This window comes from Staphylococcus kloosii (assembly GCF_032139365.1).
GTDB classification, from domain to species: domain Bacteria; phylum Bacillota; class Bacilli; order Staphylococcales; family Staphylococcaceae; genus Staphylococcus; species Staphylococcus kloosii_A.
Genome location: NZ_JAVTDB010000078.1, coordinates 80,647 through 104,086, shown reverse-complemented (window position 1 = coordinate 104,086; position 23,440 = coordinate 80,647). Strand labels below are relative to the sequence as shown.

Below are 23,440 nucleotides of genomic sequence, written 5' to 3'. Positions count from 1 at the left end.
ATGACTGAATTGAAAATGCGCTTGCATCATGCTGCTTTCAATTCTAGTTATCCTTGCGAAAGCGGGACTACAAAATCTTCTTACAAAATTAAGATTTTTGTGCCAATCCCATCATTTTTATTTTATAAGTGTAAACATTAATATTAGTTAAAATATAACGTTAATTGTGGCATTTCTAATTTAAAGGGCTTTTTAAACATTCTTGTTTTAATTTTATCATTGAACACTACTTCGTATTTGAACGTATCACTATGACTCACTTTATTTAAATAACCATAGGTATAACCATTTTTAACTATAATAGAAGTTAACCCTTCTGATAAAATATAGTTAAATGCTTTACAACTTAATGTTAGTTTTTGTTTATTTTTAGTAGTAATTGTAAACATATCGCTAAGTTCTGTGGGCGTGACATAAAACGATAGATTGTCATAGTCTTTAGTAAAGTAAGGCGTAAACCTAAAATATTTATGCCCATTTGTAGCTATTGTACTTGTTTCAGCTTCATATGGATACTGGTTACGGTTACTACCAATACGTTTATTAATAGTTTTTTCACCTAGTTTTATTTCAAGAATGGCATCCCATACTTTTTCTCGTTGTAAATATGCCATCATTTCATTTAAATTAGCCACAAATTTAAATGAATTTCGATTATTCACGGTCACAGGAATATAAATAACTTCTTTTTTATTTCGTGACAACAATTTTATTTTCATTGAAGTCGCCTGGTTAGGAGGAAATACCGACCTTATAAATTGTAGTTCAATAGTTATATTTTGCTCGTTGAAATCAAATTGTGTCATTTTAACATCAGGATCTGAGATATTTTCAAAATTAAAAAAAGGTTCATTCTCAGCGAATTGTATTTTCATCGCTTTGTTACCTACTTCTGTATTATAAAACGCACTATCCTTATAGCTTTGTTCGACAATTTTATAATTTTTGAAGTCTTTATTACGTCCATAATATAATAGTGGTCGTATCTCTTCATTTACATACTTATCGGCTTCTTCAGGCACAGTTTGAACAAAGTCTCCAAGCGCTTCCATCCAAACTGCCGTTTGATTTGACTTAATTTTCAAAGAAAAATTGCGCGTACGCGAAAATAGAAAATGACGCGTGATAAATTTACCAATGATTTCATTTTTATTTTCTAAATCACTATTTAATACTTCTTCTACAATAAGCGTCATAATTTTATAAAAGTCAATGGGCTTCACGTATGCAGAACTCATATGTTCACCTTCACGCTTTGTAGCATAGTAATAAGATTTATCGGCTAAAGTTGCTATATTATCTGCATGAACATAAGCTTGCATCGTAAACAATTGATCCTCTGCACTTTTTAAATCTTCTGGAAAGTTAATATTATGTTCTTTTAACAACGCTGTGCGGTAAAACTTCGTCGGGCTTAGCGTATAAATTATGCGTGAGTTTGCTAAAGTTAAACCGTCTTCAGTTTTTTTAAACATCGAGCGCGGCGCACCTCTGCCATTCACACCTTCCATTTTCACTAACACAACATCTGGTTTATTTTCATTTACAAAGTTGGCTACGTCTTGCAATGTTTCTATATTAATATAGTCATCAGAGTCAACGAAAAATACAAACTCACCTTTTGCTAAAGCGAGTGCAGTATTTCTTGGTTTCCCTGGACCACCTGAATTAGCATCTAGCTTTTTAACAGTTAAGTTTAAATATTTTTTATATTTATTTACTTTTTTTAAAGTATCATCTGAAGAGCAATCATCTACCACGATGACTTCAAAATCATTGCTATCATAAGTTTGATTTTTAAGACTGTTCATTAATTCTTCTATATAGGCTTCTGAGTTGTATGTTGGCACAATAATTGAAAACTTCATACTATATACTTCACTCCTAAAAAATGAACTGAGTTTCAAAATAAATGTTCCCTCGACTAGATTAAGTTAGAGCAATAAACTTTAACTTAATTTATATTATTTTGCACTCAGTTCATATATATCACGTTATTTTAATTAGCTACCAAATAGTGTTCTTACTACCCTTTCACTTGAACGGCCATCTTGATATTTAAAGTGTTTGTCTAAAAATTTAGGTACTTTTTCTTGTTCAAAATCTTCGTTATCAAGTGCTGTAATTAAGTCATCAAATGATTGTACAATTTTACCTGGTACAAACGTTTCATAAGGTTCATAGAAATCTCTTGACGTAATGTAATCCTCAAGATCAAATGCATAAAATAACATCGGTCTTTTGAATACGGCAAATTCATATACAAGAGATGAGTAATCACTGATTAAAATATCAGTAACAAATAAAATATCATTTACTTCTCGAATGTCAGAAACATCGACAAAATACTCTTCATATTCTCTTGGAATGTTAAGTTTATTCGTAACAAATGGATGCATTTTAAATAACACAACCGCATTATTATCTTTACAATATTTTGCCAGTCTAGCAAAGTCTATTTTGAAGAAAGGATAATGCGCCGTATGGTGTCCATGCCCTCTGAACGTTGGCGCAAATAAAATAACTTTTTTACCTTTAATAATCGGTAATTCTTCTTCCATTTCTTCAGTTATTTTACGTTCGTAATCTTTATCGAATAGAATATCAGTTCTAGGTACCCCTGTCGGGATAATATTACGTTCTTTAATACCGAACGCTTCACCATAAAATGGAATATCGTTTTCCGCAGAAACGAATGCTTTTGTGTAATTTCTATGATTTACAGAATTGAAGAATGGTCCACCACTTTTACCAGCACGGCTAAACCCTACAGTCTTGAAAGCTCCAACGGCATGCCATACTTGAATGATTTCTTGGCTCTTTCTAAAATTCACTGTATAAAGTAAAGGATGAAAATCATCGACGAAAATATAATCTGCTTTACCTAATAAATACGGAAATCTAAATTTATCGACGAAATTACGACGTGCTGAAATATTGTGTTTAAAAAGAGAACGGATATCGTATTTGTTATCAAGGTTTTGACGTAACATTTCATCATAAATGTACTCAAAGTTCCCAGACATTTCAGCTCTTGAGTCCGAAGTGAATAGTACTAGATTCCCTTTTCTCATATGGAAGAATTTCGTTACATTAAATATTGTTTTGAACATAAAGTTACGAATATTATAAGTGTATTTATTGACTTTGACTTGATATTCCATAATTTTCTTTCTAACTGGATTTAACTTTTCCGCAGGTTTTTTGAAAATTATTTTCAACACAAATTCATTAACTTCACTTGAAATCATTGGTTTTACGGTATAATTCGTTTTCTTAGAATTACCACCTCTTCTAAACACATACTTAAAATGATCCAACAAGAAATTATTTTTACCGTTTTGAGTTTCAATAAGCTCATATTTTTCTAGTTGCTCTTCATCTAATTCATAATTAGTAGGATTTAAAAGTGATTCATTAATATTTGCAATATAATCAAAATCACCTTTATAAACTAGTAGATATTCACCATTTGGTAAGTAGTTACCGTCGTCTAAAATGGCCACATTAAAGCGTGCTGTAAACTTATTGCCATCTATTTTCACATCATTTGCATATAATTCTTTTGTTTCAGTTAAATTTCTAAGCATGAAATTTTTATTGTTAATTTGCAATGCTTCAACATGACCTTCAATAAATAATTGGATACGTTCCCAGTATATATCGTCAATTATTATTTTTGATTTACTCAATTTCAAAATCCTCTCTTTTACCATTCATGATCATTTATATTACATAGTCCATTTAATTACTGTTTTGCCCCATGAAGTAGATAAATCTGCTTCAAAGGCTTTAACAGCATCATCGATTGTTTTCACTTCAAATTCATTTCCTTTTAGTAAGGATAGTTTTTCAACGACATCAGGGTTTTCTTTATAAAATGTAGCTATATCTTGAAAATCTTGCGCACCACTACGGCTACTGCCAATCATCGTTAATCCTTTTTCTAAAACTAAACGCGTATTAACTTCAACCGGATATTCACTTACGCCGAGTAAACCAATACTACCTTCAGGTGAAATTAAATCAATGATTTGATCAATCGCTGATTGGCTACCTTTACCACCGACACATTCGAAACCATGGTCGAATGTTACGCCTTTTGGCACGTTATGAATATGATAAACATTTTCTACAAATGAAAAATGACTTAATTTATAATCTGTTTTACCAAATACATAAATTTTAGCTTCAGGGTATAGTTTATGCAACAATATAGCAGTAATGTAGCCTAAGTTACCGTCGCCCCAGACACCAAAACTGTTTTTGTTGGAAATTGATTTACGTTCGAAACGTTGCAGAGCATGCCAACTCACTGAAACAAGTTCAGAAAAAGCAATCGTGCTTAAGTCAATATCGTCTTCAACTTCAACGATACGGTCATGATCTAAAAAGACATAGTCTTGCATAAAACCATCGAAACCACTTGATCTAAATTTACTCGTAGGTAAATAATTTTCAGCAATAACGTCGTCCGTTTCAGTTGGTGTGTTAGGTACCATAATTACTTTAGTACCTGTTTTGTATTGACCTTTGTTATCGTAGACAACTTCACCGACACCTTCATGGATGAGAGACATTGGTAATTTTTTTTCTAATACTGATTCGTTTCTACTGCCAGTATAATATCTTTGATCGGCCGCACAAATTGATAAATATAAAGGTCGCACGATAACTTTATCGCTTTTAATATTTTCATTATTGTATGTCACTTCAATTTGTCTCGGCGCTACGAGTTGATAAACTTGGTTAATCACTCAGCATCCCACCCTTTATGATTGAGTTTGCGACTTTAAGATCATAAGGTGTTGTAATTTTAATGTTATATAATTCGCCTAGTACGAGTTTTACTTTTTTATCAGCAACGACTAAAATTTTACACGCATCCGTAAGTATTTTTTTATCGTCTTCTGATAAAGCATTGTAGCTATTTCTTAATAAATTAATATTGAAAGATTGTGGCGTTTGGCCTTGATACATTTCGTCACGTACTGGAATAGAATTAATTGCTTCGCCATCTTTAGAGCTAATAATTGTATCCGTTGCTGTAATGACTGTATCTACTGCACCATGTTTAATGACTGCATCGATATTTTCTTTAATAATGCGTCGTGTTAAAAATGGTCTCACTGCATCGTGAGTTACGATAACATCTTCATCAGTAATTTTATTTTCCGCTTCGATGGCGCTAATGATACTCATAATTGTTTCGTTTCTGTCAGCACCACCTTGCACGACAACAACTCTTTCGTCAGTAATATTGTGTTTACGAAGTGTGTCTTTCGTATGCGAAATCCATTTTTGAGGCGTAGCAATATAAATTTTGTCAAACTCACTTGTTAACAAAAATTTCTCCACCGTATGTACAAGAATGGGTTTTCCGTCTAAATCTAAAAATTGTTTTGGTAACGGAACATTTCCCATTCTTGAACCTACGCCACCAGCTAATATTCCAGCATATATCATTTCATTGTCCTCCTAAATATTCAATCTATTTTCTCGTTTGATTTAAATGCAGATTTATAAATCTTTTTTATTGCATTACTTGCAATCGTCATTTTAATTTTAACGTTATATTTTTTATAAAAATTATGTTGGCTATGAGTTTTATAATAGCAATTTTCATATGTCATTTCTAGTTATATCTATTGCGCACAAGATGCAATTTAACGCATCTAATTCAACTTTATTTATGTGCATTAGTACGATTGCAAACAATGCGTAGCATTATAACTTATTGTTCGCTTTGTTTTAACTGAATCCAATTAATAATGTCTTCGAAAATTGTACTATTATATTGATGCTCATTAAAAATTTCGTGTTCTAATGTATCATAAATACGTAAAGATTTGTTTGTAGAACCTATTTCGTTAAAAAATTGTAAAGCATCTTCATAGCTCACTAGTCCATCATTTAACCCATGCATGATAAGTACGTCATCAACAAAGCGGCTTGCATGTGATTTTAATTTATTGACACCACTATCAATACTGTAAATTAAACCTCTCGAAATATGCTTAGCTACTAAGTCATCTCGTTCATATTTTTCTTGTATGTCTTTATCAGAACACACACCATCACCTAATGCATTGTCAATATAGCTATCTTTAGGTAATGTGCTATCCTCAAGTATTTCACTAAACAATCCTTTTATATCACGAGTTAACGCGCCAGAAGTAACAATGCCTCGTACTTGATTAGGATAAAATGTGCCATAGAGCGCTACAGCATAACCGCCCATACTATGACCAATCAGAAATATATTATTCCCATAAGTCGTGCGTACAAAAGAAATCACTGCCTGTAAGTCTTCTATAATTTGACTATCATTATCATAATACGTTTGTGCACCTTCTGAACGCCCATGACCTCTTTGATCATACCTAATGACATTGAAGCCATTTATTTGTAATCTGTCTGCCAATGTATCATACCGGTCTAGATGCTCAGCAAGGCCGTGAACAATAACGATATTAATACATTCATTAAACTCCTCTTCGTAACTTTCATTAATTTTAGTATACAATTTAGTTCCATCGGACGATGTTATATGTTTGATGTAGTTAATTTGAATCGCCTCCTAAATCAATCGTAAGGTCATTAAGTTATACTAATTATATAATTATATAACTTTACACTCAATATTAAAAACGATAGCTGAAATCACAGCTTAAATAACATGAAAAGTTTAATATAGTGGCCTTATTTTTAATAGAAAACAATACAACATTTATCTCAAGTGTATTTCATTGAATTTTTACTTTCAATTTACATTTCCTTAATAAACGCGTGGTAATTTGTAAGTGTACACAGATATAAGCCATTTAGGAGGTTGTATACTATGCGTAAACCTGTAAAGTTAGCTATCGGTATTTATTTAGGGACAATTCTAATCATTTGTTGTAGTTATTTAATCTTAATATTAATCGGCAGTGTGCAAGGCAATGATATGAAAGGTGCTGTTACTGACGTTAGTCACACTGAACAAGTAAAAAGTTCTACTTCAACTACAACAAACAGTAACTCAAAATTATATAAACTCTCTCAAAATTTACAATTACAACTTACATCAACGCCATCTGAGTACTATTTAGCACATGCTTTATATAAACTTCCAACTCAAATCCCTTCAATTTTATAATTAAGACTATGACTATAAACCCTTTTATTTCATTAATTTGTAAGCTTTTAGTTACAATTAAGATGAGATAAAATAAGGGGGTTTTTTTATGAGTATATTTTCAGAGGATGAAAAGGTTCAGATTTTAAGTGATTTAGTTAATATTCAATCAGTTAATGACAATGAACTTGATGTATGCAACTATTTACACCAATTATTCAAAGCACATAATATTTATTCTGAAATTATTAACATTAGTGACACAAGGGCAAACCTAGTTGCAGAAATCGGTTCAGGTAAACCTGTATTAGGCGTATCCGGTCATATGGACGTTGTATCAGCAGGTAATGTCGATAATTGGACTTATGATCCATTTCAATTAACTGAAGCGTCTGGGAAATTATATGGTCGTGGCTCTGCAGACATGAAATCCGGTTTAGCTGCATTTGTAATTAGTCTCATCGATATTCATGAACAAGGCTTATTACAAGAAGGTACTATCCGCTTACTTGCAACTGCTGGCGAAGAAATTGTGGGCGAAGGTGCCAAACTTTATCATAAACAAGGATACATGGATGACGTTGATGCGCTCGTTATCGCTGAACCTTCTCAAGATAGAATTATATATGCACATAAAGGTTCTATGGATATTCGTGTTAGTTCCACAGGTAAAGCTGCACATAGTTCCATGCCTAAATTAGGATTCAATGCGATTTCCCCATTAGTGAAATTTATTTATAAAGCAGACGAAAACTTCAAAAAATTCGATAAAACAAATGATTTATTAGGAGACCCTGTTTTAAACGCGACTTTATTTAATGGTGGTACACAGGTTAATTCAATCCCTGAATTTGCGCAAACTGAATTTAATATTAGAACAATACCTGAACATGACAACGATCAATTTGTATCTTACTTCAACGAACTTTTAAAAGAAGTTGAAACGGAAGATACTGATATCGAGATCGACACGTACATGTCTCGTGACCCAGTTTATACAACCGGTAAAAACAGCTTGGTAACATTAGCACAAGAGATGGGTAGAAAATATTTGAATACTGAATTAGAAGCACTCGCATCCCCAGGTGTTACAGACGCTTCAGATTTATTAGAACACAAAGATGAAAACTTTCCGTTCATTATGTTTGGTCCTGGTCATATTAGCCAAGCCCACCAAGTGAACGAGCATGTTGATAAAGACATTTACCTTACTTTTATTGACCTGTTCACTGAAATGTTACCTAACTATATTAAAAACTTTAAATAATACAATTGAATTGCAGTCATCAACATGATTATGCAGCTCACCACAGTCTTGGTTGGGCTGTTTTTTTCCGTTATAAATATATTCAAAAATGCCGTTATATACGCAACTATCAATGTATTTAAAAAGACACCCACTATACAAAGTAATAGCGAGTGTCTTATATCATTAATATCTACTAATGATACGTTTTAATTGTTCAATTGTCTGTTGTCTTTCAGGAATTGGAAAGATAGGAAAAATATGAAACAAATTATATCCAGGTATAAAATCGTGTTTTATATTTTTTCTATTTAGTATTTTAGATAGCTTTAAGCTATCTGGATAAATAGTTTCTTTAGTACCTATAACTATAGTAATATGACCTAAATCTTCTAAATCGCCATTTATCGGGGATACTTTCCAATCAGATAGAGGTAAATCATTTGCCCATAGTTCTGTAAAGAATTTACTGCCCTCTATGCCTAACATCGGGTCTATCTTTTCATATATAGGCGCTTCTGGATTACTAAAACTAGCATCTAATACGGGTGAGATTAACACGATATTGCTAGGTTGTATGAATTGCGCTTGCTTTAAGTATTGTGCAAAGGACAATGAAATTTGACCGCCGGCAGAATCACCCATAATTGTTATTTGATGCGCACTTTCAACTGTGGTTATGATTTGTTTATAAATTTTCATAAGTAAATTAAAAGTTTGTTGATAGTCAGCATGAGGCACTTTAGGATAAATAGGCATGATCACTTTGGCATTCATTGATGAAGCTAACAAATCAATAAATTCAAAGTGTTGTTTTAATGGGTCTTGATACCATGCGCCACCGTGAATATAGAGTATAACGTTTTGTTGTCTATTTTCTTCTGCATTGACAACATATACACTCGAATCACCGATAGTATGTACATCAACGTCATTGTTAAATTTATAACTTGTACCTTCATATTTGCCTTTCGTTGTTGCTTTAGTTTTTTCAAGAGAGGCTTGAGCATGCTCTATATTTGAGAAAGTTTTTTTCATCCCACTTAGTCTAAACATTGTCTCAAACAAAAAGCTAGCATAACTCCTTTTAGCTTTTACTTTAGTATAAACATAAGATGCTAATATACTCGCACTTGCAATAGTTAATAATTTTCGTATCATTGTTATTCCTCCATAATGCTATTACATTTATTTTAAATGAAAGAACCACAAATTTTTAGTAAAAACAATTACATGTCGTTGTATGTACCTTTACCAAATATTCATTGCTACTAATGACTCTTCTTTATTTAACATTTTAGCCATGTATAATTCGTCATGATACAAACCTTCCATATAGATAGATTCTCGTTTAATACCTTCTATCATAAAGCCCATTTTTTCATAGAGACTTATTGCTGGATTATTATGAGTAAGCACAGTTAATTCTAAACGTCTTAGCCCTTGGTTTTTTGCCCAAGCAATTGTTGCTTCAAACATTTTCGTCGCGAAGCCTTGTTGTTGATAGTCTTCCATTAAACCAGTCGTTATGTATCCTTTATGTTTCACTTTTGCTATATTGCTAATATGTAATGAAATATAACCCACAATCGTTCCATCATTCTTTTTTACGCCAACGTAATAATTGTGTTGTATATCTTCGTATAATTTCAAAGTTTCAAATGTACGTTCATCTGGTAAATAAAGCATAAACTGAGTTTCTTTATCTATTTGTTTCATGCATTGATATAAATTAATAGCTTCATCTGCATTAATGCGCTCGACTCTCATTACTAACCCCACCTACGATTTATTTATATATCATAATCACATTATACAATAATATTGTGATATATCTAATATATTTTTAACTATACCTAACTACGCACAATAATAAACTTATTTCTCCATTTGATAAAAAAAGATGAGGAAAATGTAACTTCTCCTCATCTTAGCTATATGCTTTAATTTGCCTTTAGTATTATTTATTTAAACTGTCATACATAAGAGACAATTGTCTTTCTAACTGTTGCATATCTATGAATCTACCTTGACGATGCATCTCTTTACCATTCATATAAATAATATCAACTGGTACGGTAAAAATCGAAAGTTCTCCTGCAATCGCTTCAACTTCGCTTTGATTAATGATCCCAAAAGCTACACCATCGTATTCTTTTACTAAATCTTCTACCTGAGGCAAAACGGCATGACATACACTACAGTTATCTCGCATCACATGCAGGACTGTTAAACGATGTGTTTCAATAAAATTGTGAAATTCTTCTAGGGAATGTAATACTTGCCTCATACTCACACCTTCTTCGTAACATTTACGAATTGTTAAATAACCTCGCATGTTTTACCTTCATAAATGTCTATTTTATTAGGTTTTGGAAAACTTCTGGCACTCTTTCTACTGCTTGCTTTTGTAAATTATAAAATGTACCACTTTGTTTACCAATGCAGTGCATTTTATGTTCCGAAGCGATTTCGAACTCAAATTCCCATCTCAAACGACTCGCTTTAACTAAATAACAACGTCCAACTGGGTTGTCGTGTATCGTTATAGGCATTTGATACTCCGCTTCTGTTTTCATTAAAATAGGCGATATATTATTGCTCATCATTTCGGAATAACTCATATATTGATTAATAAAATTTGTTCTCAAATCTTCAAACCATCTTACGTAAACGATGTTACTTACTATCCCCATAGCATCAATGTCATAACCATTTACTTCTAATTCTCTTTCTGCTACTAATATTCTTTGTGTCATACTTTTCTCTCCCCAAACCCAACTTTTATAGTTCTATTATAAAAGTTAAATTCCTAAATTTCATCTAGCAGCTACATGTTATTATCATTCATCAGCTTCAGGTGTAAACACAGTGCTTTCACTACTTTCTGGATAATAAAAACCATTAGGCATTGTTTGTAATTCAAGCAAACTCCCCCATGGCGTTCTAATATACACGGTTGCATTACCTTCAGTATCTTCATAACGCGTGTTTTCATGCGCTTTAGATAAAGGAACGCCTCCTGCACGTTTCACTCGTTCTAATGCAGTATTAAAATGATCTACATAAAATGATATATGTGTATACCCTATATCTTGTAAATTTTCTGCGCCTGATTGATGCGCATCCTTAAACTCAAACATTTCGATATTAGGACCATTGCCAAATACGAGCATTCTTTTTTTAATTATTTTAGCGCCACGTTCTAGACCTAAAACATGTTCTACAAAGGTACCAGCACGTGGATCATCAGCCTTTGTCTGACTATCATATGCTATTTTAGCATCTAAGGCTTCTTTAAAGAATTTTGTTGCTTCTTCAATATTTGGTACAGTTAATCCAATATGATTTATACCTCTAGTTATAGACACAAATTTCACCTCTATTAAATAAGCTATATTTTACTATTCCCTAAAAGGCTAATAGTTAAAGCTTCATTACCAGAATCATATCTAGTTAATATAAAAATAAAGGCTAACCATCTTATGATGTTCAGCCTTTATAATTGAAAGTACATTTATTTATGTTTACTGCAAAATTCATTCTTTTATTTTAATGTTTATAATTAAGTCGCCTTCATTTACTTCATTAGTAGTAACAAGTTCTACATCTTGTCGTTTCAAATTAGTAATTATTAATGGCGTAATAATACTTTGCGCATGTTGTTCTATATAGTCTAAATCAAATTTAACTAGTGGTTGGCCTTGTTCGATAAGTTGATTCACTTCAACTAAACTTTCAAATCCTTGTCCACCTAATTTCACAGTATCGATACCAATATGAATGAGTAACTCTAATCCTTCATCTGATTCTAAACCTATAGCATGTTTAGTAGGAAATACTGTTTTGACTTTACCATTAAATGGCGCTGTTACCACATTACTTTGAGGTATAATTCCAATACCATCGCCCATCATTTTTGAAGCAAATACTTTATCAGGTACGTCTTCTAATGGTATGGGTTGACCTTTAAATGGTGCAACAATTGGAATGATTTGTCCATTAGTTATTGTAGAACGCATTGCTTGCTTCTCTGCATTGTAGTCTGAATCAGGGTTATCTATTACCTCACCATTAATTATACGGGTTATATCATGTTTAAGCTGATCCGACATAGGACCAAAAATTGCCTGAATATTGTTACCTACCGTTAGCACACCTGATGCACCTAACGATTTTAATGAATCAACATTAACCCTATTTTTATTATTCACTTCTACACGCAGACGCGTAATACATGCATCTAAATGAGCAATATTGCTTTGACCTCCCATAGCATACAGCACTTTAGATGGCAAACTAGACATCGCCGTTTGCTCTTGCTTAATTTCCTCGTCCTCTCTACCAGGTGTTTTCAAATTAAATTTAGTAATAACTATACTGAATAAGAAGTAGTAGATGATTGCATACACAAGACCAACTGGTATGACCATTAACGCATTTGAACGGTCCCAATTAAGTAGACCATACAATATGTAATCTATAAATCCACCTGAAAAAGTCATGCCTATTTTCACATCTAATAGGTGCATAATCAAGAATGAACTTCCTGCTAAAAATACATGAACAATATATAGTACTGGTGCTACAAATAAAAATGAAAATTCTAGTGGTTCTGTAATACCTGTTAAAAAAGAAGTAAGTCCAGCTGATAACATTAAACCAGCTACTAGTTTTTTACTTTCAGGGCGTGCACAGCGATATATTGCAAATGCTGCCGCTGGTAAACCAAACATCATAAATGGATATTTACCCGTCGTAAATGCACCCGCTGTAAATGGCACGCCATCATTCATTTGTGCTATCCAAATACGTTGATCACCACGTACTACATCACCAGCTAAGTTTACATATTGACCAAATTCAAACCAAAACGGTGCATAAAAAATATGGTGCAAACCAAATGGAATTAAGGAACGTTCAATAATTCCAAAGACAAACGTAGTTAAAGTTAAATTTTTGTTTAATAAGAAATTGGATAAGCTGTTTAAGCCTTCTTGAATCGGTGGCCAAACAACAGTTAATGCTACTCCTGCTAAAATAGCTACTACAGAAGTTACTATTGGCACAAAACGTTTACCTGCAAAGAATCCTAAAAATGGTGGTAACGATATATTGTAAAACCTATTATAACACCACGCTGCTAAAGCACCCATAATGATACCACCAAATACACCACTTTGAAGGGTTGGTATCCCTAAAATAAGCGCATGTGATTGTGATTTACCTGCTTGGCTCAATGTTTTAGCACCCTCTGCATAACTATAAATATCATCTATTGTAATATTTAATATTTTACCCATCGTTGCATTCATAATTAAGTATCCTACAAGTGCCGCTAATGCAGCTACGCCATCTCCACCAGCCAAACCTAGCGCTGTTCCGACTGCAAAGAGTAATGGTAAGTTCTCAAATATAATTTGACCAGAAACTTCCATGATTGATGAAATAACTGTAAATATTTCATGTTTTAACCAAGGTGCCAATGACACAAGTTGTTCGTTGTGCATAGCATTACCAAACGCTAATAAAATACCGGCAGCAGGTAAAATAGCAACAGGTAACATTAAGGCTTTACCAATGCGTTGCAAATGACCAAAAAACCGTTTAAACATTGTATATAACATCCCTTCATTATATTATTATCGACAATGTGCACAAAAAAAGGCATGAGCAAAAAAACTATTAGTATAAATAGTTTGATTTGCTCATGCCTGCCTAACCAGTAACACGCGTAGTCGATAATTTCATAAATATTATATATGAAAGCACACCTTCAAACAACTGTCACTCTAGTTTTTTAAGATTGCTAATAATGTAAAATTAAAGCTATCGACATCCCAGTAATACAAATTAATACCCATAGCATTATAAGTTTCCATGCAAATTTTAACCATTGTATGTAACTAATCTTTGCTACGGCAAGTGCTCCCATTAAAATAGCCGAAGTTGGGAATAGCACGTTGCTTATCGCATCACCATATTGGAATGCAAAGACAGTCATCTGGCGATTAATATGTAATAAATCAGCAATTGGGACCATCAATGGCATGGTCGTTAATGCTTGACCAGACCCTGAAGGAATAAAGAAATTTAGCATGAATTGTAAAAGAAACATCATTATAATGACGAATGCTGGATCAACATCAGTTAATAGTGTAGTCATCCCATGAACAATAGTATCTATGACTTTACCATTGTCTAAAATAACTATGATTCCTTTTGCGAAACCTACAATCATGGCACCAAATAAAATATCTTTCATACCTTCTATTAACGCATCAAATGTACCATTAATACCTAGTCCCCCTACAAAACCAGCTAATAATCCAGCCATAACAAAATTGGCACTCATTTCATTAAACGACCAACCAAAACGAAAAATACCATAGACATTGAATATAATAGTCAAAACAATAAATGCTAATCCTGCGGCTTGTCTTCTAGTAAATCGCTCATAATGTTCATCTTGCACTGTAGCCGCTTCTTCTTGTTCTAATTCATAAACTAAACTCTTCGTCTTGTCATGCTTTATTTTTCTTGCATAGCGCATCACAGTAGCAATCGCCGCTATCAAAATAAAGACATAAATAATTGAGCGCAAGCCCCATCCCGAAAACATTGGTAATTCAGCAACTTTTTGAGCTACACCAACAGTAAATGGATTCAACATTCCGCCAATAAACCCACTAGCCGCACCGAGTATAACCATTGAAGCCCCCGTCAAAGCATCATATCCTAACGTACGCGCTATAATGATACCTATCGGCACAAAGATAATAGTTTCTTCGGCAAGGCCTATCGAAAAGCCTAATATTGAAAAAACAGTCATCGTCAGCGGTATCATTAATACTTGAAAACTACCTAATTTTCTCATGGCTTGTTTCACACCATTTTCAAAGGCACCTGTTTTATGCACAATTCCAAAAGCGCCACCGACTAAAAAAATGTAAAACACAATTTCTCCACCACTTAACAAGCCTTCTGGAATGGCGCGAAATATATCCAAAAATGAGACACCGTGTTGTGAAATATGCTCGTACGTACCTGACACTACGACAGTTTGCCCACCTTTTTGCTCACGTTCGTAAGTTCCTGCAGGAATTAAATAAGTTAATAAACAAGCAATAACGATAATTAACATTAATAAAGCATATGTATGTGGTGTCTTTATTTTAAAAAACCGCAATAATTTTTTCATAACATGACCCCCTTTATTCAAAGTTTTAATGATTATTAAGATTATAACCTAATAAAGAAAAATTAATCCAAGCGTCAACAAGATCTACTTATCTATATAACTATAAAAAATGTAGAGAAACAAAATTCTTAATTTTTTAAAATTTTATAGCTCTGCTATGCAATAGATTACTAGCTTTTAAAAATTTGATACAAGTACATTTTTAATTCATTTATCTACCCGCAATATAAAGTAGAGTGGGGAGATAATATTATTCCCCAGTCTCTTAAATATTTTGTAAGCCAATTACATAATTTGTTAACGATTTTGTATCGTGCTGACGCCTAGGGGAATTATATGAGTGAGAGACTACAGGCTCGAACCAATACCCCAGGCAAGCATGCACGACAAAATAGCAAGGGAGCGGGACAAAAATCTTATTTTTATAAAAAGATTTTGTAGCCCCACCCCGACAAGGATGACTAGAGTTGAAAGCAGCTTGATATAAGCGTATTTTCAATTCAGTCATCTACTGGCAAAAAAATAGAGCCTGAAGACAATAATATGTCTCAGGCTCAACATTAGTATTTTTAAATTTAATTATATTGTACTTAGAAGAAACGTTTAGCCGCTGTTGAAAGTGGTGGAATTTCGTCTAAGTCTAATTTTTTATCTTCAGTAATTGATCTATAAGCCCATTTACCATAGTTTAGAGCTTCATCTTTTACAATTTTACCTGGTAATGGTGCAGCATTTGGATCAACATAAACGTTTACAATTGTAGGTCTATCTTGTGCCATAGCTTCTTCTACAACTTCGTCAATACGATTTGGATCTTTCAACGTATAGCCTACACCGCCTGCACTTTCAGCGAATTTAGCTAAATCAACATCTGTAAAGTCAATTGCATATTCTAATTCACCTGCAGCTTGTTGTTCATATTTAATAAATGATAATTCTTCGTTATTCATAACAAATATTGTCATTGGCATATCATATTGAACAGCTGTTGCAAAGTCTTGCATTACCATTTGAAATGCTCCGTCACCGGCAATACCTACGACCTGTCTATTTGGATATGCACGTTTAGCAGCAATTGCACCTGGTAACGCACAACCCATTGTACCTAACCAACTAGACACGATAAATTTGTTGTTTACTGTTAAATCTAAATAACGCGTAGACCAAACAGTAGAAGTACCTACATCGATAGAAAAGATTGCGTCATCATCTCTAACTTTGTTAATTGCATCCATAACACGTTCTGGGCGAATTGGACTGCTTTCGTCAGCTTTATCTTTATCCATCCAAGAATCCCATGTCGCTTTACGTTCTAATGTTTTAGTCATAAAGTCTCTATTAGGTACATGTTTAATAGAGTCTGTTAATTGTTGTAATGCATATTTACTATCTCCAACGATACCTACATTGACATCAAAACGATGGCCGATAGCTTCAGGGTTAGTATCGATTTGAATAGCTTTAATATTTTTCTTAGGTAAATAGTTAACATAAGGATAATTAGTACCTAACATAATTAATAAATCTGCGTCTTGTATTGTTTGATAAGATACTTTAGTACCAATTTTACCTAAGTTCCCTAAATTATAAGGATGTGAATCTGGTAAAATACCTTTCGCTGGTAAAGTAATAATTGAAGGTATTTTAGCCGCTTCAATAAATTCTCTCACTTCATCTTTAGCATGTTTAGCACCAGTACCGATAATCATAACCGGACGTTTACTTTTATCGATTAATTTTGCCGCTTTTTTAATATTACGTGGTTTTGGAGCTACACGAGCAGGAGGTGCAGTATCTACTTTTGTATTCGTAGTGTCTTTAACTTTTTGAGATAATAAGTTATTAGGTAATATTAATACCGCTACACCTTTTTTCTCATATGCTGTACGAATAGCTTCATTGACAATACCAAAAATGTCTTTATCTTTTTCTGTAATTTGATATCTATATACAGCCACATCTTCAACCATGTTATAAATGTCAGTTTCTTGGAATGCTTTAGTTCCAAGTTCAGTAGAATTAGTTTGGCCAGCTAAGATTAATTGAGGTACATTATCCATCTTAGCGTCATACATACCATTCAGTAAGTGAACGATACCTGGCCCACCGATACTTAATGCCACACCAATTTTACCAGTTAATTTAGTGTAACTTGCAGCTGCTAAGCTTCCAACTTCCTCATGTCTTACGTGTAGAAAATCAATATTATTTCTTTCTGTTCTCAAGCTATCAACGACTGCGTCTATTGAATCTCCAGGGATACCATAAATATGATCTATGTCCCAAGCTTGTAACGCTTTAACTAATGCATGATTTCCTTTAATTTTTGCCAATGTAAAAAGCTCCTTTCAAAACCTCAATGTTTTAAATTATACGATTTAGAATTTTCTCTTTCAAAATAAATGCTTAATCCATAGTTTTAATAAAGTAATAACAATAATATAGGAATGATAATTGAACTTAATATAGCATTTAATATCATACCAATCGAGCTAAATGCACCAGATTCGATATCAAGTTCAAGTGCTTTAGCTGTACCAAATGCGTGAGATGAATTCCCATAAGTTAATCCTCGTGCAATTGATGTTTGGAATTTCGCTAGTTTTAACAAATATGCCCCTAAAATACTACCAATTAATCCTGTACATATAATAAACATGACAGTAATTGTATCCGTACCACCGAGTTGTTGTGATAATTCAATGCCTACTGCAGCTGTGATCGATCTTGGAAGTAAAGTTACTATAACTTCTTTTGAGTAGCCTAATAGCTTTAAAGTAATAAATAGCAGAAAGAAATTAATTACAACTGCTGCAATAACGCTCGTAAAAATAATGTTAGCGTGTTGTAAAATCATTTTTCTATTTTTATATAGTGGATATGCTAAACAAACGACCGTTGAATTTAACAAGTAATTAATCCATTTTCCGCCTGTCATATAATCACTATAATCCTTACTAAATATTAGTAAGATAATAATGATAAATAATGAAGATATTAACGCTGGATTTAATAATGGATGTTTATATTTTTCTTGTAACTTTTTGGCAACCAGATAAGTTACAACTGTTAAGGCAATCATAATGAGTGTTTGTAAAATCAACATCTAATGACTCCCATTATTGCCATCTGAAGTTTTAAACATTTTTTCAGCGATATAACCTGAAATCAATGCCACACTACAAGTACCGGCAATAACTAGTAAGAAAAATACAATGTAATTTAAATTAATATTAGAAGCAATATCCATTATACCAACGACAGATGGCACAAAGAAAAAGACCATTGTTGCAAGTAAGAAGTTCGCGCCTTCTTTAACCCATTTTTCTGGGATTACTTTGAATTGTAATAATACGAAAAACAACGCGAGTCCAACAATGCTACCTGCAATCGGTATATGCAATACTTGTTGTAAGACATTACCTAAATACGTTATTCCTGAAATGACAGCAATTTGAATTATAATTTTGACTACTTTTAAAGCTAACTGCATTCAATAATCACCCTTTTCTTAATGATTCTTAACAGTGGTTGTTTTGATTACAGTTATAATTGTAAGCCCAAAGCTCTCATAATAAAAATATTGATTTTACATAATAACTATTACTTTTTTCTATGAAAACGATTACTTACATTACGCAATATAATAAGAGAGATGCCAACATGAGCCACAAACTTTTTTTTAGATAATTCAAGATTATTGAACATTCGTGCACTTATAGCATCTCTCTTATTTTATATAGTCAAATTTTTATACGATTTATAGTCTTTGTTCCATAAAGTCAATCCATTTTCGTGTTGCATGACTAAGATATTTATCTTTTTTCCAAATAACACCTAATTGCCATTTCATTGAAGGATCATCAAATTTAATAGCTTTAAAATCGCTATCTAACATTTGGACAATACTTTCAGGTAGGATACTAACGCCTAAATGAGCATTTAACAAATTATCTATGAAGTTCCATTGTGAGATTTTGGAAATCGTGTTAGGTATAAAACCTGCATTCTTTGCTGTTTCTCTGATTTTATCATTTAGGTAAAAATCTTCATTGAATAAGATAAAATCTTCTTCCTTTAATTCAGACATAGACACAGTCGTATGATTAGCTAACCTATGTTCACTATTAAGTACGAGTTTTAAATCTTCTTGGTACAAAGGAATAGAATTAAAAATGGTACTGTCAACAGGGATAGTCGTTATGCCTATATCAATTTCGTCATTATATACTTGAGATTCAATCATTTTCCCACCATTTTCAACCATGTTATAAGTCACATTCGGATATAATTGATGGAATTCACCTAATAGTTTAATAAATTGCTTCATATTCATGACTGCTGACAATCCTATACTTATATGCCCTGTTTCTAGCCCTAGCAAACTATTTATTTCGGTAGGCAGATTATTATACAAGGCTAATATTTCTTTACTTTTCTTATAAAATATTTCACCAGCGTCTGTTAGTACAATTTGCCTTTTACTGCGGTCGAATAATGGCATCGACAACTCATTTTCTAAATCTTTAATTGCTTTACTAATCGTGGGTTGAGCTATATAGAGCGCTTTCGACGCATTAGTCATACCACCATGATTTACTACCTCTACAAAGTAATTCATTTGTTTAATATCCACAGCTCTTTACACCTACCTGTTCATATCTCTATAGTAACTAAAGTTTATCACGAATAGTCGCCACACGTTATATAAAGTATACTTTCAACTTAAATACTATCTTATATTACAGTAACATTATATATATTGCTGTTCTATTAAGGCTTGTTGTTGTTAAAGTAACGAATATTGTTCAACTTAATTATTTCTTTTATTATTAAAAAGTATTAATAATAAAAGAACTGGGGACAATTTATGAGGATGAAGAAATTATTGTGTCGCATTTCTATCACTTTCACTTTGTTATTCACGACGAGCTTTACTTTTCAAATGGTTAACAACACGAACGTTTCTTATGGTGCTAAAAATTATTATGCAAAATACAACTGCACTTGGTATGTATTCAACAAAAGAGCGCACATACATAAGCCAATCCCAAATGGTTGGGGTAATGCAAAATATTGGTATATTAACGCCAAACGCTCAGGTTATCGTGTTGGGACAAAACCTGCGCCAAGAGCAATTCTTCAATCAACTGCTGGTTACTATGGGCATGTTGCGTTTGTAGAAAGAGTCTATAGCAACGGTAGTATTAAAATATCTGAGTATAATTACAGTCGTGCCCATGCTTATGGCACACGAACATTAAGTAAAAGTAGTGCCAATAAATATCATTATATCTATTAATTAAATAGACAGTTATAGGTCACGTCATGCGTACTTATAACTGTCTATTTTTTATCATTTATTATTACGGTATTCCTTTAGCAACTGCTCTGCAGTCGCTGTATTAGCTTGTGAAGCATTTTTTAAAGCATTAGCTACATAACCAATTTCCTCACCTTGAGCGCCTACAACAATCGCTAAAGATTTATATTGCAACGACATATGTCCTTGTTGAATCCCTTCGGATACGAGTGCACGACAGGCAGAAAAGTTTTGAGCTAGACCTACAGCTGCAACAACATGTCCTAATTCTTGGGCACTCGCTACATTTAATATGTCTAGTGAAGCTTGCGCAATTGGTAATACCTTTGTACCGCCACCTACAGTTGCTAAAGTCATCGGTACTTCTATTGAGCCAACTAAACGTTGTCTCTCACGATTGTATTTCCATGTTGCAAGTCCACGATATTGTCCATCTTTGCTAGCATAAGCATGTGCACTTGCTTCTGCGCCTCGTGTATCATTGCCGGTTGCTAAGACAACAGCGTGGATGCCATTCATTACACCTTTGTTATGCGTAGCGGCGCGATGAATATCTACATGAGCTAATATTGACGCCCTCTCCATACGATGAGCCACAGTTTCGCCATCAAAGTCACCTTTCGCTAAGTCAGAAATTTCAATTTCGCCTTCAACTTTAACGACGGAAGCTGTAGCATGATTAGACAATATACTCATTAATACATTACTATCTTGGAGTTCAAGTTTTAAATGCGCTGAAACCCCTTCTAATATAGTATTTAACATGTTAGCACCCATTGCATCTTTCGTGTCGACGAAAACTTTGAGCGACAATAAGTTTTCGGTTGGAAAAGTGTCTATTTCGATGCGGCGATAACCACCGCCACGTTTAATAATGGAAGGATATGCTTCATCTGCGATTGACTTAATCTGCTCTTCCATTTGGTAAATTTTAGTCGCTAACGCTTCAGTATCTTGCACATCATCAAACACGATTTGGCCAATCATTAATCGCTCACTTGCAACTACTTTAAAGCCTCCCGTATTATTTACTAATTTGGCACCATAACTTGCTGCCGCTACGACAGACGGTTCTTCTACCATCATTGGTACCGCGTAATTTTTTTGGTCGACTATTATATTTGGTAAGATTCCGACCGGGATTGTCCCTTGTCCTATAACATTTTCGATAAGACTATTGGCAATATCTTCGTCTATCACTTGATTTTGCAGTAACTGTTCTTTGTATGCTTCGGACAACAAACCCTGAGATACAAGTTTATTTAACTTTTCTGCTCTCGATAGATGTCTAAATGATTTATCTAATGCACTCATACCACTTAACGTCCTTTCTCTATTAATAATGCTATGCCTAAACCACCGCCTATACAAGCAGTTGCAATACCAGTAGATTTATTTTCTTGCTCTAATATATTTACTAGTGTCGTTACTAAACGCGTACCACTTGCGCCGATTGGATGGCCTAATGCAATTGCACCACCGTATAAATTCAATTGCTCATCGGTAATACCTAGATTAACTTTAACAGGAATACTTTGTGCTGCAAAAGCTTCCGTCATTTCGATAACATCTATATTACCAATCGTGTTACCAGTTTTTTCTAACAATTGTGATACTGCATAATACGGTGCGTAACCCATAAATTGTGGATCGCAACCAACTTCTGCATAATCTCCTACAAAGCCTAAAATATCGTAGTTATGTTCTCTCGCATATTGTTCATCCATTAAAATGACTGCTGCTGCACCATCATTAATACTTGATGCATTCCCACCAGTCACAGTACCGTTTTCGTCAAAGATAGTATTTAACGTACTCAGCTTTTCAACACTGCTATTTGCTCGAATACCTTCGTCCGAAGTCATCATTGCACCTTCATTGTCTTTTACTGGTACAATTTCATTATTAAATTTTCCTTGTTGCGTCGCTTGTGCAGCCTTTTGTTGAGAATTGTTCGCAAATTCATCTTGTTGTTCACGTGTGACTTTATATTTGCGAGCTATTTTTTCTGCAGTTACACCCATAGGCACATGATGAAACGCATCTATTAAACCATCATGCATAAAACTATCTACTGGTGACTCATCGCCATTTAAAAGTAGCTTGGGTGCATTCGTCATACTTTCAACGCCGCCTACTGCAACGACTTTTGCTTCGCCCAATTGAATTAATTGTTTGCCTAAAATAATAGATTTAAGACCAGAGCCACATACTTCGTTAATTGTCATAGCAGGTGTTGTATTGGGAACACCTGCTTTAATACCTATTTGGCGAGCTGGATTTTGTCCGCTACCACTTTGCAAGACATTCCCAAAAACGACTTGTTCAATTTCATTTGGATTAATATTTACTTCATCTAATGCTGCTTTAAGTGCAGTAGTTCCTAGTTCTACTGCTGAATAATCACTTAATTTCCCTCTGAACCTGCCAATTGGTGTTCTTTTAGCGCTAACTATAGCTATTTTGTTCATTGTTATTCCCCATTTCTTAAACTTTAAAATAATTGTATTTATGAAGCCTATTTTGGTATGATACAGTTGCTTATTTATA

Annotated in this window: 21 protein-coding genes; 3 read left to right on the top strand and 18 right to left on the bottom strand. The window is 33.4% G+C overall.

Translation table 11 applies throughout. The annotated features are described in order from the left end of the window. Positions 1-143: 143 nt before the first annotated feature. From RPL90_RS11290 to RPL90_RS11270, 5 genes are all read right to left on the bottom strand, one after another. Positions 144-1,868 (bottom strand): glycosyltransferase, encoded by a 1,725-nt coding sequence (locus tag RPL90_RS11290; RefSeq protein ID WP_313549631.1) that lies wholly within the window; start codon positions 1,866-1,868, stop codon positions 144-146. A gap of 135 nt (positions 1,869-2,003) precedes the next feature. Beyond that, positions 2,004-3,692, bottom strand: coding sequence for a teichoic acid ribitol-phosphate polymerase TarL (tarL, locus tag RPL90_RS11285; protein ID WP_313549628.1), 1,689 nt, complete (start codon positions 3,690-3,692; stop codon positions 2,004-2,006). A 39-nt stretch (positions 3,693-3,731) separates the two neighbouring features. After that, positions 3,732-4,757: a ribitol-5-phosphate dehydrogenase gene (locus RPL90_RS11280; RefSeq protein WP_313549626.1), complete on the bottom strand. Its 1,026-nt coding sequence runs from the start codon at positions 4,755-4,757 to the stop codon at positions 3,732-3,734. Then, complete coding sequence (locus RPL90_RS11275; protein ID WP_313549623.1) at positions 4,750-5,466, bottom strand: D-ribitol-5-phosphate cytidylyltransferase; 717 nt, start codon at positions 5,464-5,466, stop codon at positions 4,750-4,752. Before RPL90_RS11275 ends, RPL90_RS11280 begins: the two co-directional genes overlap by 8 nt. A gap of 268 nt (positions 5,467-5,734) precedes the next feature. Next, complete coding sequence (locus RPL90_RS11270; RefSeq protein ID WP_313549723.1) at positions 5,735-6,568, bottom strand: alpha/beta hydrolase; 834 nt, start codon at positions 6,566-6,568, stop codon at positions 5,735-5,737. Positions 6,569-6,841: 273 nt separating this feature from the next. On the opposite strand from RPL90_RS11270, the gene RPL90_RS11265 reads away from it, so the two are divergent. Beyond that, complete coding sequence (locus RPL90_RS11265; RefSeq protein WP_313549620.1) at positions 6,842-7,141, top strand: hypothetical protein; 300 nt, start codon at positions 6,842-6,844, stop codon at positions 7,139-7,141. An 88-nt stretch (positions 7,142-7,229) separates the two neighbouring features. Further along, entirely contained in the window at positions 7,230-8,387 is a 1,158-nt protein-coding gene (locus RPL90_RS11260) for an ArgE/DapE family deacylase (protein WP_313549617.1), read from the top strand. A 165-nt stretch (positions 8,388-8,552) separates the two neighbouring features. On the opposite strand, the gene RPL90_RS11255 is transcribed toward RPL90_RS11260, so the two are convergent. The 11 genes from RPL90_RS11255 to cidR all read right to left on the bottom strand — a co-directional run bounded on the left by RPL90_RS11255 (position 8,553) and on the right by cidR (position 20,203). Then, on the bottom strand, positions 8,553-9,527 hold the full coding sequence (locus RPL90_RS11255; protein WP_313549614.1) for an alpha/beta hydrolase: 975 nt from the start codon (positions 9,525-9,527) through the stop codon (positions 8,553-8,555). A 90-nt stretch (positions 9,528-9,617) separates the two neighbouring features. Next, positions 9,618-10,136 carry a GNAT family N-acetyltransferase gene (locus RPL90_RS11250; protein ID WP_313549611.1) on the bottom strand — a complete coding sequence of 173 codons (519 nt, stop codon included), beginning with the start codon at positions 10,134-10,136 and terminating at the stop codon, positions 9,618-9,620. 190 nt (positions 10,137-10,326) lie between these two features. Then, positions 10,327-10,656, bottom strand: coding sequence for a thioredoxin family protein (locus RPL90_RS11245; protein ID WP_313549608.1), 330 nt, complete (start codon positions 10,654-10,656; stop codon positions 10,327-10,329). A 67-nt stretch (positions 10,657-10,723) separates the two neighbouring features. Next, positions 10,724-11,125, bottom strand: a complete 402-nt coding sequence (locus tag RPL90_RS11240) for an acyl-CoA thioesterase (RefSeq protein ID WP_313549605.1) — start codon at positions 11,123-11,125, stop codon at positions 10,724-10,726. Between the two features lie 84 nt (positions 11,126-11,209). Continuing rightward, complete coding sequence (locus RPL90_RS11235; RefSeq protein WP_313549602.1) at positions 11,210-11,737, bottom strand: VOC family protein; 528 nt, start codon at positions 11,735-11,737, stop codon at positions 11,210-11,212. A gap of 168 nt (positions 11,738-11,905) precedes the next feature. After that, positions 11,906-13,981: a glucose-specific PTS transporter subunit IIBC gene (gene ptsG / locus RPL90_RS11230; protein ID WP_313549599.1), complete on the bottom strand. Its 2,076-nt coding sequence runs from the start codon at positions 13,979-13,981 to the stop codon at positions 11,906-11,908. Positions 13,982-14,175: 194 nt separating this feature from the next. Further along, positions 14,176-15,567, bottom strand: coding sequence for a YfcC family protein (locus tag RPL90_RS11225; protein ID WP_313549596.1), 1,392 nt, complete (start codon positions 15,565-15,567; stop codon positions 14,176-14,178). A gap of 590 nt (positions 15,568-16,157) precedes the next feature. Further along, positions 16,158-17,900: a pyruvate oxidase gene (locus RPL90_RS11220; RefSeq protein WP_313549593.1), complete on the bottom strand. Its 1,743-nt coding sequence runs from the start codon at positions 17,898-17,900 to the stop codon at positions 16,158-16,160. A gap of 86 nt (positions 17,901-17,986) precedes the next feature. After that, positions 17,987-18,673 (bottom strand): LrgB family protein, encoded by a 687-nt coding sequence (locus tag RPL90_RS11215; RefSeq protein WP_313549590.1) that lies wholly within the window; start codon positions 18,671-18,673, stop codon positions 17,987-17,989. Continuing rightward, positions 18,674-19,060: a CidA/LrgA family protein gene (locus RPL90_RS11210; RefSeq protein ID WP_313549587.1), complete on the bottom strand. Its 387-nt coding sequence runs from the start codon at positions 19,058-19,060 to the stop codon at positions 18,674-18,676. 267 nt (positions 19,061-19,327) lie between these two features. Further along, positions 19,328-20,203, bottom strand: a complete 876-nt coding sequence (cidR, locus tag RPL90_RS11205; RefSeq protein ID WP_313549585.1) for a cidABC operon transcriptional activator CidR — start codon at positions 20,201-20,203, stop codon at positions 19,328-19,330. A gap of 234 nt (positions 20,204-20,437) precedes the next feature. On the opposite strand from cidR, the gene RPL90_RS11200 reads away from it, so the two are divergent. Continuing rightward, on the top strand, positions 20,438-20,869 hold the full coding sequence (locus tag RPL90_RS11200) for a CHAP domain-containing protein (RefSeq protein WP_313549582.1): 432 nt from the start codon (positions 20,438-20,440) through the stop codon (positions 20,867-20,869). Between the two features lie 54 nt (positions 20,870-20,923). Here RPL90_RS11200 and RPL90_RS11195 read toward each other — a convergent pair whose 3' ends face one another. Together RPL90_RS11195 and RPL90_RS11190 are read right to left on the bottom strand one after the other, a co-directional pair. Beyond that, positions 20,924-22,204, bottom strand: a complete 1,281-nt coding sequence (locus RPL90_RS11195) for a hydroxymethylglutaryl-CoA reductase, degradative (protein WP_313549580.1) — start codon at positions 22,202-22,204, stop codon at positions 20,924-20,926. Between the two features lie 5 nt (positions 22,205-22,209). Continuing rightward, positions 22,210-23,361: a thiolase family protein gene (locus tag RPL90_RS11190; RefSeq protein WP_313549577.1), complete on the bottom strand. Its 1,152-nt coding sequence runs from the start codon at positions 23,359-23,361 to the stop codon at positions 22,210-22,212. Between the last annotated feature and the right edge of the window lie 79 nt (positions 23,362-23,440).

Coding starts and splice junctions, on each gene's coding strand:
- RPL90_RS11275 (WP_313549623.1), bottom strand. CDS start 5,466: ATGATATATGCTGGAATATTAGCTGGTGGCGTAGGTTCAAGAATGGGA.
- RPL90_RS11290 (WP_313549631.1), bottom strand. CDS start 1,868: ATGAAGTTTTCAATTATTGTGCCAACATACAACTCAGAAGCCTATATA.
- RPL90_RS11245 (WP_313549608.1), bottom strand. CDS start 10,656: ATGAGGCAAGTATTACATTCCCTAGAAGAATTTCACAATTTTATTGAA.
- RPL90_RS11195 (WP_313549580.1), bottom strand. CDS start 22,204: ATGAGTGCATTAGATAAATCATTTAGACATCTATCGAGAGCAGAAAAG.
- RPL90_RS11225 (WP_313549596.1), bottom strand. CDS start 15,567: ATGAAAAAATTATTGCGGTTTTTTAAAATAAAGACACCACATACATAT.
- RPL90_RS11250 (WP_313549611.1), bottom strand. CDS start 10,136: ATGAGAGTCGAGCGCATTAATGCAGATGAAGCTATTAATTTATATCAA.
- RPL90_RS11240 (WP_313549605.1), bottom strand. CDS start 11,125: ATGACACAAAGAATATTAGTAGCAGAAAGAGAATTAGAAGTAAATGGT.
- RPL90_RS11255 (WP_313549614.1), bottom strand. CDS start 9,527: ATGATACGAAAATTATTAACTATTGCAAGTGCGAGTATATTAGCATCT.
- RPL90_RS11190 (WP_313549577.1), bottom strand. CDS start 23,361: ATGAACAAAATAGCTATAGTTAGCGCTAAAAGAACACCAATTGGCAGG.
- RPL90_RS11210 (WP_313549587.1), bottom strand. CDS start 19,060: ATGCAGTTAGCTTTAAAAGTAGTCAAAATTATAATTCAAATTGCTGTC.
- RPL90_RS11215 (WP_313549590.1), bottom strand. CDS start 18,673: ATGTTGATTTTACAAACACTCATTATGATTGCCTTAACAGTTGTAACT.
- RPL90_RS11265 (WP_313549620.1), top strand. CDS start 6,842: ATGCGTAAACCTGTAAAGTTAGCTATCGGTATTTATTTAGGGACAATT.
- ptsG (WP_313549599.1), bottom strand. CDS start 13,981: ATGTTTAAACGGTTTTTTGGTCATTTGCAACGCATTGGTAAAGCCTTA.
- RPL90_RS11260 (WP_313549617.1), top strand. CDS start 7,230: ATGAGTATATTTTCAGAGGATGAAAAGGTTCAGATTTTAAGTGATTTA.
- RPL90_RS11200 (WP_313549582.1), top strand. CDS start 20,438: ATGAGGATGAAGAAATTATTGTGTCGCATTTCTATCACTTTCACTTTG.